The organism is Devosia sp., assembly GCF_017744655.1.
In the GTDB taxonomy this organism is placed as follows: Bacteria; Pseudomonadota; Alphaproteobacteria; order Rhizobiales; family Devosiaceae; genus Devosia.
The window spans coordinates 1-17,194 of sequence record NZ_JAGIAW010000001.1 but is presented as its reverse complement, the minus strand read 5'-3'; the positions used below and the strand labels follow the sequence as shown (position 1 = coordinate 17,194).

Genomic DNA, 17,194 nt, shown 5'->3' with positions numbered 1-17,194 from the left:
CACCGGGCTGGAGACCGATTACTTCGAGGACAATTCGGCGCGTTTGCGAAGCTGTTTCGTCGTTATCAAGTCGGCCAGCGCATAATGACAAACTGTTGCGGCCGCTCAGATAAATCATGCATATTTTCGGCCCCATCTTACGATCTATTAGCAACTCGCGCGCTTAATAGTGGTCATGGACGCTTTCTTTGATCGACAACTTTCGGTGGACGCCCTCGTCCTCGAGCTTTCGATGGCTCGGGGCCTTGGCGAGATCATGAATGTGGTGCGCCAGAGAGCGCGTCAGTTGGTCGGTGCTGATGGAATAACCTTCGTTCTGCGCGACGGCGACAAGTGCTTCTATGCCGATGAAGACGCCATTGCCCCGCTCTGGAAGGGACAGCGTTTTCCGATATCCTCCTGCATATCGGGCTGGGCAATGATAAACCGCCAGAGTGTAGTGATCGAAGACATCACGCTCGATGAGCGCATCCCCCAGGACGCCTATCGCCAAACCTTCGTGAAGAGCCTCGCCATGGTTCCGGTGAGGATGGAAGATCCCGTCGCCGCCATCGGTGCCTATTGGGCACAAAAGCAGCTTCCGTCGACCGAACAACTGCACTTCCTTCGCCGCATCGCCAATAGCGCGGCCGTGGCGATCACCAATGTCGGCCTGCTCGAGGCCTTGGTCGCCTCCCGCGAAGAAGCCGTACGCGCCAAGGATGCCATCATCTTTGCCATGGCCTCCCTCGCCGAGGTTCGGGACAACGAGACCGGCAATCACATCTATCGCACGCAGCATTATGTGCGCGCCCTCTGCGAAGCAGCCCAGCCCTATTACCCTGCCGAGCTCGATGGCGACATGGTCGAGACCATGTTCAAATCCGCCCCGCTGCACGACATCGGCAAAGTCGGCATTCCCGACAAGATCCTGCTCAAGCCCGGCAAGCTCGATGCCGAGGAATATGCCGTCATGCAGGGTCACGCGGAACTGGGCCGTCGCGCCATCGAAGCAGCCGAGCGACGGCTGGGCACCAGCACCTTCCTCTCCGTAGCCCGGGACATTGCCTATTCCCACCACGAGAAATGGAATGGAACCGGCTATCCCCTTGGTCTCGCCGGTGCGGCCATTCCCCTGCCCGGACGCCTGATGGCCATTGCCGACGTCTACGATGCCCTGGTCTCAAAGCGTGTCTACAAGGACGCCATGCCCCATGACGAGGCCGTCGCCCTGATCGAAAGCGAAAGCGGCGCACATTTCGATCCCACTTTGGTAAGCATATTCAAGGCGATCTCGCCGCAATTCCACGAAATCCACGAGCGCTTCGGCGACTCCTGAGCCTATCGCCCCACGCTGGCATCGAGCATTTCGACAAAGAGGCTATAGGCCACCTCCGTATTGGCGTGTTCCTGCCGCGGATCGATGAGGTCGTGCGGCAGGCCAAGGGCAAGCGGGACCACTTTCACGCCAACCTGCGCCCCATGGTCCTGCCAGGCCGCAACGAGGCGATCGATGAGGCGGTCATTCACTTCGGTATCGGCCTCGTTGACCATGACCGAAAGCGCCTGCGCGCGAGGTGCCTGCCGCCCCGCCAGCTCGGCCGTCACCTCGCCAATGAGCATGAACTGCCCCAAAGCCCGGGTGGCAACGCGCGGATAGGCATAGTCCATTTCCGGTGAACCCTCGGGATTCTGCGGATCCCAGCTCATCATTATGTTGGGCAGCAGCAGGAGAAGATTGGTGGCCGCCCGATTGGCCCAGGCCGGAACCTGTCGCGGCCCGAAAAACGGCGCCATGGCAATCGCCTGGTCGACATCGGCACGCTGCTGGCCGCTCCAGGCGGACAGCACGCCGCCCGCCGAAAGGCCGCTGACGATAACCTCGCCCCCAAGACCGCGCCCGATGGCGATAGCCTCCTCGGTCGCGGCCACATAGTCCTCCGCGCCGACCGTGGCCAAGGCCGTGGTCATGCGATCGAGCTCGCCGTGCCCCGGCAATCGCGGCACATAGACGTTGTAGCCCAAGGCGAAAAGTTTCGGCGCCAACTCGTCCGCCTGGGCCGGACAATTGGTCAAGCCATGAAGGAAAATCACCGTCGGTGCCGCCCTGTTCTCCTGCACAAGCAGCTTTGAGGCACAGCGTGGATTGATCGGGATCTGGTCCTCGCGCTGCCGCGTCGCCTCGAAGCTGGCAAGCGCCTGCTCGTAGCTTGGCGCCTCGGCCAAATCTCCCGTCCCCACAACACGCCCGTGATCAAGCGGCACTATCGTGAGCCCGACAAACAGGGCAACCAGAGCGCCCGCCAGGACCAGCAGCACCACGCCCACCCCACGCAGCAGTTTCAGCGCCGGATCGACCCCTTTCAGCGCGGGATAAAAGGGCCGTAACAACAGCGTTGCGACAATGCCAACAAGGGCCATCGCCGGAACGGCGGCAAACCCGGTCGTCAGAAAACCGAGCCCACTGAGCCGGCTTACCGTCGCCGCCTGCTCCACCGCCGCATCGATCTCGGGCGAAATCCTGAAGAGTTCATCGACTGCAAGCACTACCGGGTAGGAGAAAATCCCCGCCAATGCGCCGGCAATCGCGCCACGCAAGAGCGATAGCCGACCGCTCCGCCCCACCAATATCCACCACGCCAGCACCCCGACGATGAAAATGCCGAGGGCGACATCGGCCCAGTCCAGCCTGCCCTCGCTGCCAAAGAGCTCGGCAACGGGCAATCCTCCGAAGAACGTCGCGACAAGGCCGCCCAGGGAGAAAATCACCCCCGCCAAAATACTCACGAGAACAGGTTGGAACTTCATGCCGCGACCACTCCCTCGCCCCGACCATACTGAAAGCACAAGTCATTCTCGATGTGCGCAAAATCCCGCAGCTTTGCTGTCCGTCCCTATTTCAGCGCAAACCACAGGCGCAGCTTTCCCCCTGCCCGTTCTGGGATTAGCTAATTGGCGGCAGTAGTTTGGTGAGCGTAGTCATGCGCCTGATTGAACGAATAGGGTCCTACATTTCCGTAGCGGGCCTGATTGTCGGCATCCTGTTCTTCGCCCTGTCGCTCACGCCCTCGCTGATCCCGCGACCCGCCGTCGTCCAGGGCCTGTTATCGGGCTGCGTCTTCGCTGTCGGTTACGCCGTGGGCGCTGTTCTCTTCTGGTTCTGGACCTATCTGCAGCTTCATCCCGCCAATCTCACGGTGCGGCGCTGGCTCCGCTGGAGTCTCCTCACGCTTTCAGGCGCAATCGCCCTGATCTGCCTCCATCGCTACACCGGCTGGCAAAACGCCGTCCGCGCCGAAATGCAGCTCGAGCCGATGGAGGATAGCCACGTTTTTCTGGTCATCGTGCTGGCGCTGATCCCGGCCCTCCTCCTCGTCGCCATCGGCACGCTGCTCACGCGCGGAACGCAACGCGTTGCAGCTCTCCTGCGCACCCGCATGCCACCCCGCGCCGCTACCCTCGCGGGCATCATCATCGTCGGCATCGTCACGGGTCTTTTGGTCAATGGCGTCCTGGTGCGCGGCCTGCTGGATTTTGCCGACCAAACCTTCCTCCGCATCGACGCCATCGTTGCCCTCACCGGCAATCCTGCGCCGACCGATCCGCTACGTTCGGGCAGTCAGGCTTCCCTCGTTCCCTGGACCTCCATAGGCCGCGATGGCCGGGTCTATATCGAAACGCAACCGACCGCAGAGAATATCGAGGCCGTCACCGGCCGACCTGCCCTCACGCCCCTGCGCACCTATGTCGGCCTGCGCTCAGCCGAAACCCTCGCCCAACGCGCCGACCTCGCCTTGGCGGAGATGCTGCGCGTCGGCGCCTTCGATCGCTCCACTCTCGTCATCATCATGCCCGTCGGCACCGGCTGGATCGATCCGCCCAGCATCGATGCGCTGGAATACCTCCTCGATGGCGACGTCGCGAGCGTGGCCATCCAGTATTCCTATCTCACAAGCCCGCTCTCGCTTCTGGTCGAACCCGATGAAGGCAAGTCGACCGCTCAGGCCCTTTTTGACATCGTCTACAATTACTGGCGCGCCTTGCCCGCCGACCATCGGCCACGCCTGTTCCTCAATGGGCTCAGCCTCGGCGCCAATAGCTCCCAGGCATCGACCATGTTTCTCGATGTCCTCGCCGCCCCCTTCGATGGCGCTCTCTGGGTCGGTCCACCTTTCACCAGCACCGTCTGGCGTTGGTCGACAGCCAACCGGGCTGATCAATCGCCCGAATGGCGCCCCATCTTTGGCGACAGTTCCAGCGTGCGCTTTGCCAATCGCGGCGCCGATCTCGCCGAGCCCGGCGGGGACTGGGGCCCGATGCGCATCGCTTTCCTCCAATATCCCAGCGATCCCATCGTTTTCTTCGACTACGACACGATCTTTCGTGCGCCGGCCTGGATGGAAGGCGAACGCGGCGAAGGCGTATCGCCCGAATTTCATTGGTACCCGATCGTTACCTTCCTGCAACTCGCCATGGATATGGCGCTCTCCAACACCTCGCCCATTGGCTACGGCCACGTCTATTCCCCCGCCGACTATGCCGACGCCTGGTATGCCCTGGTCGAGCCCGAAGGCTGGGATGCCGAGAAATTTGCGGCTCTCAAGGCAGCATTGGCCCAAAATACGGGCCGCGCCGAATGACGACATCGGGGCCAGATCACCGACCCGTCCGGCGCCCCGGCGCACTCACGGCTGGCCTCTTGTTCGGCCTTGCCGCCCTGGCAATCGCTCCCGCCATCGGCCTCAGCATCAGCGCCGACCTCCTCAACGATGACGGGCAGGTCACTTGGTTCAATCTCTTCATTGGCGCCGGCGCCTGCGGCGCGATCATGTGGTTTCTGCTCTGCAGCGTGCCGCGCACTGTCACGCTGCTGCGCGGTGGCATCGCCGGCATCCTGGCGGGTCTGGTCTCATACCCCGTCGTCATCACCTTCGCCGAACTGCTGCAACGGCAATGGACCCTCCTGCCACCCTTGTGGGAGCGCCTGGAACAGGTTCAGCTCATCACCACGCTCACCCTGATCACCACCGGTTTTCCCGGCGTGCTGCTCATGTCCCTCGCCGGCATGGCCATCGCGCTCCTGTTCAAGCGGCTGCATCGGAACACGAGCAAAGCCCCGCCCCCACGCAAAAACCCTGCAATCCCGCGCGTGGCGCTGGGTCTGGCCATCTTGGCCCTTGCAGGTCTTGGTACCGCCTTTTTCTGGTACGGAAACACCACGATCGACGCGCCGGACATATCCACGCCCATTGACGAGGTCTCGATGAACTACGAGCAAGCCATGGCCGCTTTTGCCGCTGTGGAAGACCAGGAAGCGGGCCTCGGCCTCGATCAGCTCTGCCATTCCCGGCTGCTGACCCACGGCCAGAAGGTAGCCCGCGTCGTGGTCTACTTTCACGGCTTCACCAGTTGCCCGGCCCAGGCGGACGCCCTCGCCGAGCAATTGTTCGCGCTTGGCTACAATGTCTACCTGCCCCGCATGCACGGCCACGGCCTTGCCAATCCCGCACCGAGCGATCTCGACGACTTCACCGCCGATGGCCTTGTCGCGCACACCAATGCCGCGCTCGACCTGGCTCAGGGCCTGGGCGACGATGTCACCGTCATGGGCCTCTCCGCCGGCGGTACATTGTCCGCCTGGGCCGCCCAGTTTCGGGAAGACGTCGATCACGCCGTGCTCGTCTCGCCCTTTTTCGGCCCCTATGTGGTCCCGACCTGGGCCATGCAGGCCGGCACGAATGTCACCCGCGCCCTGCCCAATATCATCTTCTCCTGGAATCCCCTCGAAAACGCCACGCCGGAAAAGGCCGCCATTGCCCACGCCCTGCCGACCACCCACGCCTTGACCGAGATCATGCTGGTCGGCTGGCAGGTCCACGCGGCCGCCCAGGCAACGCCCCCTTCTGTGCCCAATATCTCGATCCTCCTCAACGACGCCGACGTCGCCGTCAACAATCGCCAGACCCTCGATATCGCAGCGTATTGGCAAGCCCACGGCGTCGAGCCCGTCATCACGACGCTACCCTTCGGCGCTCGCCTCCCCCACGACCTGATCAACACGCGTGAACGTGGCGCCAATGTGGACCTGGTCTATCCCGCGCTGCTGGAATTGCTCGCCCGACGCTAGTTTACCGCCACGCCCATATCGAAACCGGCAATCTGCTTCGACATCATCACCGCATAGTCCGGCGTGAGCGGCCCCATCGAACAGACCCGCGTTTCGCTACTGCTCTCACGACAGGCCGCATTCAGCGCCGCAATCGTGCCGCGCGTCAGCCGTCCATCGAGCGGCCCCCCATAGCGTTCCGCCTTTTTCAATTGCTGTTGCAGCACATAGACATAGGCGTTCTTGTTGCTCCAGAAGAGCATCTGCACCGCTTGGGTGACATCGCCCGCACCCAGTTTGCCAAAGCTGTCTCCCACCGCCTGCATGGCATCGAGCGTCGGTGGCCCGGCCGCCTGCAGCGCCATGCTTTCAAAAGTCGCAGCATCAGGCTGCAATAGCCCACCATACTGGTCGAGCGATGCCTTCGCCTTGGCGATGGAAGGCGACAGCCCGCCCCCGCCCGCCCGATAGAGCTGCAGCAACAGACGCAGCGCCGCAGGATTTTCGCGCTTCACCTCGGCCAGAAGCCTCTGCTCGGCGGCCTTGCCGCCCCCGGCCCCGGCCACCCCCATCATTTCGAGGCGCGCCATTTCGACCGCGGCCCCCGGAATCCCTTGGGACACCGCCCCGCGCACCAGCTCCAACCCCTCTTCCCGATGCTCTTTTGCCAGTGGCCCCGAAGAGAGCAACCCGCCAAACCGAAAGCTCCCGCTGGCATCGCCAAGCGCTACCGCCCGATCGAAATAGTCGCGCGCCTTCGCATAGTCGGGTTCGCCAAAACGGCCATCGGCATAATAGCCCCCGAGAATACCATTGGCCCAGGCGCTGTCCTGCGCGGCATCACCCAGCAGCGTCAGTGATTGCGCGACGTCGCGCGCCACCCCGCGCCCTTCGAAATGCATCAGCGCGAGCTGTATTCTGGCAAGGTCATCGCCATCGGCCGCCGCCGCCTCGAAGAATTCGGCCGCCTTGACCGGATCCGGTCGCAGCGTCCCGGCGCCATTTAGGTAGAGCAGTCCCAATTTCACCGCGCCGGCCGCAATGCCCTGATCCAGCGCCCGCTGATAATAGTCCCGCGCCGCCACGGCATCGACATCCACGGCGCCACCCTGTGTCAGCGCATCGCCAAGCTGGATCTTGGCCCAGCCATCGCCCGCCTCGGCAACTTCCCGCAGCAATTGCAGCCCGCGCCCCACATCTCCCGCCTCGCCGGCCAGCAGCATCAATCCAAGCTTGTTCTTGGCTCCAAGTTCCCCCAGCGCCGCGGCCTTCTCATAATAGCCCCGTCCCACCGGCGGGTCCGCCGCAATGGGGTCCGCCCCCTTCACATAGAGATCACCCAGCATCGCCAGCGCCGCCGCGCTTCCCTCCTCCGCCAGCGGCTCGAGCAGCGCCCGAACCCTTTCCCCGTCCTTCGGCAGCACACGGCCCTCAAGCAACAGCGCTGCCAGGCTCGTCGTGCCCCAGGCATCGTGCTCTTCCGCCGCCGCCTCCAGCAGGATAACGCCCTTGTCCACATCCGCCCTCACGTCCGAGGCGAGCAGCATCTGCGCCAGGGTCACCCGCGAAGCATTATCCCCCATATCCGCGGCCCGCCCCAGATAGGTCCGCGCCATGACAGGATCGGGCTCGACATCGCCAACCCCGTCCCGATAGCTGATCCCCAACCGAAACAGTCCCGCCGCACTGCCCAGGTCAGCCGCCTTTTTGAACATGGCAATCGCCCTGTCCCCATCCACCGGAACGACATCGCCGGCAGCAAGCAAGGCGCCCACATCGATGGCCAACCATGGATCAGTGGAGCGGGAAACCGCCTGATCGAGTAGGCCCATCCCCCGCGAAATATCCTGCTTTGTCCCCTCTCCGCGCACCAGCATGAAGCCGAGCCGGCTCGCCGCCTGCGCCTCGCCCTGCTTATAGGCCGCGTCAACCAAGGCGAAAGCTCTGGATGGGTCGGCAATGACATCCCCCGCCCCCTTGGCATAAATGTCGCTCAAGGCCACCTGCGCCGCGGCACTGCCCTCATCGGCAAGCGGCGCCAGCAAAGCCACCGCCCGCTGCGCATCCTGGGGCACCTTTTCGCCACGCACCAACAAATCAGCCAGGATCGTTGCCGGCCATGCTTCCCCCCGCGCCGCCCCCGCATCGAGCAGCTTTACCGCCCGATCGACCGCCACCCTGCCGCCATCATCCAGCAGCAACAGCGCCAGATTGATCCCGGCAAAACTGTCACCCTTGGCGACGGCTGCCTCCCAAAACTCCCGCGACTTCGCGGGATCAGCCGCCTCCGTGCCCAACCCCGTCTGATACGCTTGCGCCAAACGCGTCAGCGCGGCCGTATTGCCGGTAGCGGCCGCCTTCTCGAAGTAGGGGATCGCCTTTTCCGCGGGCGGCACCAGACCCCCGGCATAAAGATCGCCCAGCGTGATCAACACCCATGGATCGCCGGCCTTGCTGACCTCTTCAAGCAGCTCCACGGCTTGCTCGAGATCGCGGTCAACGCCATTGCCGTCGATCAAGAGCAACGCCAGTTGGAACTTGCCCCAAAGATCGCCTGTGGCCGCCGCTCTTTCAAAATATTCCGCCGCCAGCGGCACGTCCTTGGGCATATTGCGCGCGCCTGTGAGGTAAAGTTCTCCTAGCCCCGTCAGTGCGCCGGCATTACCGCCCTTGGCCAGCGGCTCCAGCAGCGCCACGACCTTCGCGCCATCCTGCTCCACCGCCTCGCCCTGCCGGTAAAGATTGGCGAGCAGGACTGCAGCCCACCCATCCCCTCGCTCCGCTACCCCGGTCAGCAACCGCACGGCGCTCTCGGCCCCTCCCGGCATACCCGCCTTGAGCAGTTCCTGAGCCAGCTCCACCTTGGCCGCCGGATCGCCCTGCGCCGATGCCGTCTCTAACGCCGCCCGGGCGCAATCGGGCAGAACCACAGTCACAGCACAGGTCTCGCCCGTGGCTGCCAAGGCAGGAGTGCTGAGGCACAAGGCAAGAAGAATAACTGACGGGCGCATCGCGGCCTCCGACCACAAGAGGCCAACAGCATGACCACCTCTCCGCTATCGGCATTGACGAGCGTCAAAATCCACCCATCACAAATTCAAGTCTGCCGCCCCGCGCATATGTCCAAACTTGGAAAGCGCGGCACCTCATGGCGCTTACGACGACGACTGAGCACAAGTGTACGGAAGAATGTTGGTCGAGATCGCGCTAACCTGCTGCCACGTCGATAAGAAGGTCCACGGCGTCGAACCAACGCGCTCCCTTCGCCGCCCGGCCTCCAGCCGACCTGACCAATACGCGACAGCGCGGCACCGCTCTGTCGCGTTTGCGACTCGGCGCAAGCGCCTTCCTATTTCAAGATTTCGGGCGCCCGACGCATCCGCGCGCAGCTCTCTAGTCCTGAAAGCCTCTTCGTCCTGCCTATTGCACGAAAAGAGTTCTGCCGGTGTCTTTTGCGATGTTGAGGTTGGCCATGGCCGCATCCAAAGCGTCTGGCCCGGGGGATTGCTGATAGACCGCACCGGCGATTGTAACGCCCAGATGCACAATGCCTTCCGCCGTCATGAAGATCGTGTCGTCAACCGACTCCAGGATTCTTTCGCTCACCGCCGTGGCGACTTCTTGCGGCGCACCGCGCAAAAGCGCGGCAAAGCGATATCCTTCAATATGGGCCAGAAGATCATCAGCGCGAATGGCCTGCTGAATGGACTGCCCAAGCCAGGGCAAAATTTCTTCCGTCTTCTGCCCTGCCGCCGCAGCAGCACTTCCCGAACGCGCACTGAGATCAACGATCAATAGAGCACCCGGCCCTTGCGCCTGTTCGGCTTCGAGCATGGCGATGAACCTGTCCCAGCGCAACGCGCCCGAGAACGGGTCGATATCTTGCGGCGTAACCTTGATGGCGGGTCGCGGCACCTCTGCGCGTCGCGTCTCACCTTTATAGTCCTTGCCGGTCAACCAGCTAAACCAGGATTTGGCCACAGGTGCCCCCTTTAGAATCTCGATGGGCAAATCTGGCTCAGCATCCCTCAATTCACGCTGACAAAAAAGCCGACAATTTTATCAATCCGCATTTTAGTCACCAAGAAAACGCTCATGTAAAATTTTATCGAAATCACAAATCTATAATATACCGTACAAGTTTGCAGAATTTTATTTCGGACGACCTAGCCTCCAGTCAATCATCACTGGAGGCAAAATTGCTTCTGAACTTTTCTGCTGCAGCTATTATTACGATCAGCGCCGCCACATTACCAACAACGCCGGTTGAATTTTCTGCGCGCCCTCTGGGTCTCTACGCATCGGAGCGCACAGCAATCGAGACAGTTGTGCCTCCTCAACTTGCGGCCCTGCCCCCTCCTGGCTTCACGACACTCGCAAGGCCCGCGGCCAGCGAACTCGGCGTCTTTGGCTCGGTCGCCATTTCTGCTGCGCGCATTCCCGCGGCGCGCAAATGGCAAGACGTTCAAAAGACAGATTACTCCGCGTATTTTGGCGACAGTTGCAGCATCCAGGGTTTCGAAGGCTGCGACAGTCGCTTCGTCACAAAAATCCGCGACGCACGAAACAAGGCGGCAGGTCTGGGCGAGCGCGATATGCTTGATCTGATCAACCGCACGGTCAACGCCACCATGACCTACAAGCCCGACAGCAACGTGTGGGGCGTCGGCGACTATTGGGCGACGCCCGCCGAAATGGCCCGCAAGGGCGCCGGCGACTGCGAAGACTATGCCATCGCCAAATATTGGCTGTTGCGCGGTCTCGGTGTGCCCGATCAGAACCTGCAATTGGTGCTGCTGCAAGATACCAGGCGCCAGCTCTTCCACGCCGTCCTCGTCGCCCACATGCCCTCGGGCTCTTACGTCCTCGACAACGTCACTGACCGGCTTCAGCTCGACACGGCCTATGCCCAATACCAGCCCATCATGAGCTTCGCCGACGGCCGCAGCTATATCCATGGCTTCGCCGGCGGCAGCCGAACTGCAACCGCCATGCCCACCGATCTATCGGCAGTCGCGCCAGGATTGGGGATGTAAAAGAAAACGGCCCGCCAAGGCGGGCCGCTAGTTTGGCTCTTTGACGACTAGATATTGAAGGTGTGCGACAGGTCGTCGTCCAGCTTGATGTTGACCTGGGTCACGCCCGTAGGTTCGATCGTCGCAACCAACTCCCAGCCGCTGCCGGTATTGACGGATATCGTATTCAGAGCCGCGTCTACCTGAACCGCCGCTATCTTATCAGCGTCATTGGAAATTCCGCTGAGCAGATCCGAAAGATCAATAACATCGTCGGCAAACACATAGTCCTTTATTATATCGGCATTGGCCGAACCAGCTTCCTGGAAGACGAAAACGTCTTTGCCACTACCTCCCGTGAGCGTGTCCTGACCGGCACCACCCCACAAGATGTCATCGCCGCTGCCACCCACGAGACTGTCCTGACCGGCACCACCCCACAGGATGTCATTACCTGAACCGCCATCGAGGATATCGTTGACCGAACCTCCTATCAGCATGTCATTGCCGCCGCCCCCTAACAGATGGTTCGACGCGCTATTGGTGCCAATGAGGAGGTCATTGCCGTCCTGAGCGCTCTCATGAGCGCCGTCGCCAAATATCTGCGTCGAACCACCGGTCCGAGCAATAATGACGTCGTTACCCAGGCCACCGAATGCCTGCAAGGCGCCAGCATCTGTAAAGACGCGGAAGTCGTCCGTTGTGCCGGTCGCCATGGCGTTAGGCGGGCTACGCAGTACAGTGACAACCGCAGCGTCAGTGCCGCCGTCCGAGCCAACAACATAGTCGTAGACTCGAGAGTTGCCTTGCACCTGAAGCGTGACGACACCGTGGCTCACCCCCGCAGTATCGCCGTTTTGCTGAGGAGTGACGCTCTGGATATAGGCACCACTTCCCAATGAACCATCGTTCCACAGCAAGGCAATCTGCGGCAGAGAAAGCAGAGTACTATTTGCCGCATTGGTGACAATCGTGTCGTTTCTCGCGTCGGGCGGCGGGACCTCATTCGCACCGTTGATCCGGACAGTCACGGTCTGCTCCGCAAATGCCCCTGCACTGTCGGTCACCCGCAGGACAAACGTGTCATCAGCATGCTGTCCCGCATTCAGGGTAGCTAGGTCAGAATCCGCATTGTCGAGCGTGTAAGTCCACTTGCCGGTGCTATCTACGGTCAGCGACCCATAGGTTCCTTGACCGTTAACAACCGACCAAGTCTTCGTGTCGCCAGCATCCGGATCAATCGCCGTCAGTTGGCCGCTGGCTATCAGCGTACCATCTTCGGTCACTTCACCCTGGGCCGCAGCGACGAGTGATGTGATTTCCGGCGCATCATTGGTGCCCGTCACCTTGAAGGTGACCGTGCCATCGTCACTGAGGCCGCCGTCATCGGTAACTGTGAACTTGACCACCACATCCACGCTATCGCCAGGACGCAGATAGTCATAGGCGGCCACATTGGTATCGACCGTGATAGTGCCGTCCAAGGCGCGGGAGATACCTGCAGCAGCCAGACTGATCGGAGCGTTATTGCCGATCGTCACTTCACCCAGAGCCACGCTGGAGGCCGTGAAGTAAGAGAGTGGCGTGTCAACATCGCTGACAATATCCGAGGCTGGCACCACCACATTGGTCGTCACCGAGTTCTCGGCGAAAACCAGGTTCGAAACAAAGTCCTTTGCTACAGGAGCATCATTCACCGGCGTCACATTGATCGTGAGCTGCGCCGTGTCGGCCGGCGAACCGTCCTGGTTGGCGTCGTCCACCGACAGCGTGAAGGTGATGCTCGGATCTTCCCGCCCATCATGGACTACACTGATCAGGCCCGCCTGCAACTCCGCAACGGTAAACGACAGCGTCGCCGCGCCGCCATTGAGGAATGTCACTCCCGGCAGGTTGGCCGGAACTCTGAACACAATGTCAGTCGCCGGACTATCCGGGTCGAGTTCAGCCACGTTGGCAAAGCCGAACATGCCTAGCGACAGCACGGTCGTGCTTCCCTCCACCACGGTCATCGCCATCTGGTCCGGAATCTGCGGAGCGTCGTTGACGGCAGTGACGTTCACAACCATCTGCGCAGTTGCCACCGCATTGTAGTCGTCGGTGACGCTGACCTCCAACACACGCTGAGTGGATGGGGTGTCGTTGTTGTTCTGATACACGATCCCGCGCAATATCGTCTGATAAGTCGCGACCGAAGCATTGCCGGAGATCGTCAGAGCACCGGTGGTTGCGTTGAACGACAGCACAAGACCGGCCGCAGCGCGGGCGTTTTCAGCCGCCGTATTCAGCGTCAGCGTCTCCGTCTCGCCGTTTGCATTGGCAGGGTCCCGACCATTCCCGAAGCCAACGGTCATCGACTTGAGATTGCTGCTGTCGACATCAGACAAAGTGGCAGCATCGAACGCCCAACGCGGCAGTCCTTCGACGGCATAGGTCGTGCCATCGACACCGGCCGTAGCACCATTGAGATCGACAACCGGCCCGTCATTGGTGCCGTTGATCAGAATGGTCACCACCTGATCGACACTGGCCCCGAAATTGTCGGTGACCCGGATGGTATAGTTGAGCCGGATCTGCGTGCCCTGCGAGAGGAAATTGAAGTTCTCGCTACCCGAGTTGAAGCTCCAGCTCAGGTTGTTCGCCGTTTCGCCAGCATCATAGATCGGCGCTGTCGGCGAGATCGTCAGGAAGTTCGCAGCATTGGCAATGTTGTAGCCCGCGCCGCCGCCACTGACGCCGACCACCTGAACAGTCATCGCACTGGCGTTGTCGACGTCAGAAACCGTCAACGTGCCCGATGAGGCAAGCCCCGTATCCGTCTCGTTGATAAAGCGCGACACCGCCAGCTGGCCGTCGATAGTTTCAGTCGTTTCGGCCAGCGGCATGCTGATGACAGGAGCGTCATTCGTGCCGTTGATCGCTACGGTAACGATCTGCTCGTCGGTCGCCCCCGCGCTGTCGGTCACCACGATCGTGTACTTGAACACGAGACGTGATCCCTGCGGCAGGAAGTTGAACGCCTGGCTATTGCTGTTGAACGACCAATTCAACGTGCCAGTGGTCTGACCGTTGCCGATGACGGGCGTGTTCACCGTCATGAAGCTGCGGATCATCGCATGGTCGAGATTAGTCCCATAGTCCGGGCCGGAAATCTCGATGAACCCAACCGAAGCCGTGACCACGTCAGTCACATCCACGTCGGACACGCTCAGCGTGCCGGCAGCCTGCAGACCTGCATTGGTCTCGATCAGTTCCGAAGCGATGGAGTCGCCCTGCGCAACGGTGATGACAGGCGTATCATTGCTGCCCACCAGCGTGATGGTGATCCGGCGCGTGGTCGAGTTGCCAAAGGGGTCGGAAACGACGATGTCGAATTCCTCAACCTTGGTCTGGCCGGCCGCAAGATAGTTCAGCTCCTGATCGGTGACGTTGTACTTCCAGTTGACGAAACCGACGCCGTCATTGGCCGTGGTCTCACCAATCTGATGAGTGATATGGCCGAGCTGACCTGCGCCGACAGGAACGACCGTGACGGTATGCGTATCGCCCTGGTCGCCATAGATCCAGAAACCGCCGCCATTGTAGCCGCTGTCGAACCAGGTCCTTTCATCGGTCGAATTGGCCAGCGGATGCCCCTCGGCATATTCGGTGATTGTGCCGGTTTCCGGGAAGCCCACAGAGGAAGAGACAGGATCGTCGCTGCCCAGAATGGTTATGCGATAGAGTCCGGTGCGCACGTCGCCATCCGCATCGGTCACACTGAACGGAATGGTCAGCGTGGCAATCTCGTTCTTGCTGAGGCCGTTGAAACCCCAACCCGGATTGATCGTCAGCTTGCCGGTCACCGGATCGTAGCTGATGGTCGGCTTGTCGAGCAGCGTTCCCGACGGGGTCGAGATGACGGCCGCATTGGCGTCGAACGCCACGGAACCCTTGCCATCGGCACCGAAGTCGAAATCCGTTCCTTCGCTGAAGTTGAAGACGGCCGTCCCATCTTCACCCATCTGGGCCTCCACCACTGGCAGGTCGAGCGCCGCAGTGGGAGCAAGCTTCACGTCAGCCAAATAGGTCCCGGTATTGTCAGGCGAACCGACCTCCTTGAAGGTCAGCACGTCCTTACCATCACCATTGGGCACAAGTCCGCTGACCGTCACGACGGTCATCTGGTTTGTGATCGTGAAGGTCGTATTGAGCTTCACGCCATTCCAGTAGACCTCAAGACCGGCGCTTGCGGGATCAGGCGAACCAATCTCGAAGCTCAGGGTATAGGAGCCATTGGGATCGAGACCCGACAGGGTCTGAGAGATCTCGACATTGCCCGGAGATGCCGCGAGATCGACCATAACGCCGCTCGTCGACGACATCCCCATATACCCATTCGCCACCTTTTCGAGCTGAACACCAGCTTGACCAGGCTGAGTACCATTAATCAGCCAACCGATAGCGCCGGTCGACGCACCGCCATAGCTTGTCGACGACCAGGCGCCGATCGAGAAGTCGCCATTGGTCAGCAGATTGTAGTCTTCAGTCGGCGCATTCAGCGTTGGGGCGTCGTCCGCGACATTGATTGTAAAGGCACGATCCACGTAGTCGCCGTCGCCGTCATATACGCGCGCTGTAAGGTTCAGCGGCAGACTGTCGCTATTGGCCGCATGGTCGACATTCTGGAACAGCGTCGCGGCAAAACTTGCGGGCCTGTAAACCCCGACGATGAATACCGGATCATCGGCAGTCGAGCCTGTCTTGTAAGCAACAAGCTCCTCGCCTCCGAAACCATTGTCTCTGATCGTGTATTGGAGGGTCACATTGTCCGAAGTCAGCCCCTGCGCCTGCAGCGCAGCGATGACACCCGGAGCAAAAGCGACGTGACCGTTCTTGTCGGCCCCGACATTTACACCGAGGTTGCCAAAAGTGGAGCTCACCTGGGGCAGGTTGACTTCGGACAGAGAGCCAACGTCCGCACCGCCCGTCATCAGAGTAGGAGTGCTGTCGTTGACGTTGACGCGGAGGATAGATGTTACGACGTCACCGTCGCCATCTGCAAAGCCAACTGTAGCATCGATCCGGATCTGTCCAAGCGGCGTGGGCGTACCGACGTCAACGTGATCGATGGGACGGAAGAGCGTCGCGGTTACATTGGTGTCCGTGTCGTTCAGTTCAAGCTTGATGACATCGACCCGCTGGCCGGCATCGTTTGTGATGTAGCCGTTGATAACGTTGTCGCCCACCTTCTCAAAGGTGATTGGCTTGCCACCAGACTTGATCTCGTTGACGACTTGAGGGCCAGCATCAACGTTGAACACGACGTTGCCTGCTACCGTGCCGCCAATGTTAAGGCCCATCTTGCCCGTGAAGAAGGTCCTGCCATACCCATCGCTTCCGAAATCAATCGTAAATGCGCGTGTGTCGGTGGCCGTACCGGAAGCAATATTGTTCTCGGACAGCGTAATATAGCGATCGGCCTGATTGGTGGACGGAACGTCGTCAACGATGGTCGTACGGATGATCGCAGTGATGTCATCGCCATCGCCGTCAGTAAAGCGAACTGTGGCGTCGACCAGAATGCTGTCGATCGGTTTGCCATCGACCACGGCGATATGATCAATGGGTCCGAAGAGCTTTGTGGTGACCCCCTGATCACTGCCAGTCAGCGATATCTCGATGATGGTCGTGCCGCCAGTACCGCCGCCATTTTCAGGCAGGATATAGCCGCGCACCAGCGTGTCGTTCACGAGAACAAATGTGACCGGCTTCCCGTCCGAGGTGAACTGGCTAACCGTAACCGGGCCATTGGCAACATTGAGCGAGACGTTCCCCGCCACGCCACCACCGATATCCAGTTTGAGGTGGCCCGTGAATGCAGTGCTGCCCAAGCCATCTGCACCCATTTTGTTTTCGAACACGGTGCTAGCCACGTCAGGGCCGGCCGCAATGTCGGCCTCCTGCACGCTGACATAGCGATAATCATGAGCTTTGACCGGCGCATCGTCATTGACGTTGATCTTGAGCGTGCCGGTAGCCTTGTCACCATCGCCGTCGGTCACGCTGAAGCCGAACGAGAGCTGGTTGTTCGTCTCGCCCGAACCCGTATGAG

8 protein-coding genes are annotated in these 17,194 nt (G+C 61.0%); 4 read left to right on the top strand and 4 right to left on the bottom strand.

Annotated features, from left to right (window positions below; all coding sequences use genetic code 11):
• The first annotated feature begins 232 nt into the window (after window positions 1–232).
• Complete coding sequence (locus J7557_RS00040; RefSeq protein ID WP_291416110.1) at window positions 233–1,318, top strand: HD domain-containing phosphohydrolase; 1,086 nt, start codon at window positions 233–235, stop codon at window positions 1,316–1,318.
• A gap of 2 nt (window positions 1,319–1,320) precedes the next feature.
• On the opposite strand, the gene J7557_RS00035 is transcribed toward J7557_RS00040, so the two are convergent.
• Window positions 1,321–2,787, bottom strand: coding sequence for an alpha/beta fold hydrolase (locus J7557_RS00035; protein ID WP_291416107.1), 1,467 nt, complete (start codon window positions 2,785–2,787; stop codon window positions 1,321–1,323).
• Window positions 2,788–2,960: 173 nt separating this feature from the next.
• Between J7557_RS00035 and J7557_RS00030 the strand changes: the two genes are divergently transcribed.
• Both J7557_RS00030 and J7557_RS00025 read left to right on the top strand, forming a co-directional pair.
• Window positions 2,961–4,619, top strand: a complete 1,659-nt coding sequence (locus J7557_RS00030; RefSeq protein WP_291416105.1) for an alpha/beta-hydrolase family protein — start codon at window positions 2,961–2,963, stop codon at window positions 4,617–4,619.
• The gene (locus tag J7557_RS00025) at window positions 4,616–6,106 is read left to right on the top strand and encodes an alpha/beta fold hydrolase (RefSeq protein ID WP_291416103.1); all 1,491 of its coding nucleotides are present in this window, start codon (window positions 4,616–4,618) and stop codon (window positions 6,104–6,106) included. Before J7557_RS00030 ends, J7557_RS00025 begins: the two co-directional genes overlap by 4 nt.
• Here J7557_RS00025 and J7557_RS00020 read toward each other — a convergent pair.
• Both J7557_RS00020 and J7557_RS00015 read right to left on the bottom strand, forming a co-directional pair.
• Window positions 6,103–9,021 (bottom strand): tetratricopeptide repeat protein, encoded by a 2,919-nt coding sequence (locus tag J7557_RS00020; RefSeq protein ID WP_291416101.1) that lies wholly within the window; start codon window positions 9,019–9,021, stop codon window positions 6,103–6,105. The genes J7557_RS00025 and J7557_RS00020 overlap by 4 nt on opposite strands.
• Window positions 9,022–9,505: 484 nt before the next feature.
• Complete coding sequence (locus J7557_RS00015; RefSeq protein WP_291416099.1) at window positions 9,506–10,066, bottom strand: diguanylate cyclase; 561 nt, start codon at window positions 10,064–10,066, stop codon at window positions 9,506–9,508.
• Window positions 10,067–10,284: 218 nt separating this feature from the next.
• Between J7557_RS00015 and J7557_RS00010 the strand changes: the two genes are divergently transcribed.
• Window positions 10,285–11,121, top strand: coding sequence for a transglutaminase-like cysteine peptidase (locus J7557_RS00010; protein ID WP_291416097.1), 837 nt, complete (start codon window positions 10,285–10,287; stop codon window positions 11,119–11,121).
• A gap of 47 nt (window positions 11,122–11,168) precedes the next feature.
• On the opposite strand, the gene J7557_RS00005 is transcribed toward J7557_RS00010, so the two are convergent.
• Entirely contained in the window at window positions 11,169–17,144 is a 5,976-nt protein-coding gene (locus J7557_RS00005) for a VCBS domain-containing protein (protein WP_291416095.1), read from the bottom strand.
• Window positions 17,145–17,194: the final 50 nt, after the last annotated feature.

Coding starts and splice junctions, on each gene's coding strand:
- J7557_RS00040 (WP_291416110.1), top strand. CDS start 233: ATGGCTCGGGGCCTTGGCGAGATCATGAATGTGGTGCGCCAGAGAGCG.
- J7557_RS00035 (WP_291416107.1), bottom strand. CDS start 2,787: ATGAAGTTCCAACCTGTTCTCGTGAGTATTTTGGCGGGGGTGATTTTC.
- J7557_RS00030 (WP_291416105.1), top strand. CDS start 2,961: ATGCGCCTGATTGAACGAATAGGGTCCTACATTTCCGTAGCGGGCCTG.
- J7557_RS00025 (WP_291416103.1), top strand. CDS start 4,616: ATGACGACATCGGGGCCAGATCACCGACCCGTCCGGCGCCCCGGCGCA.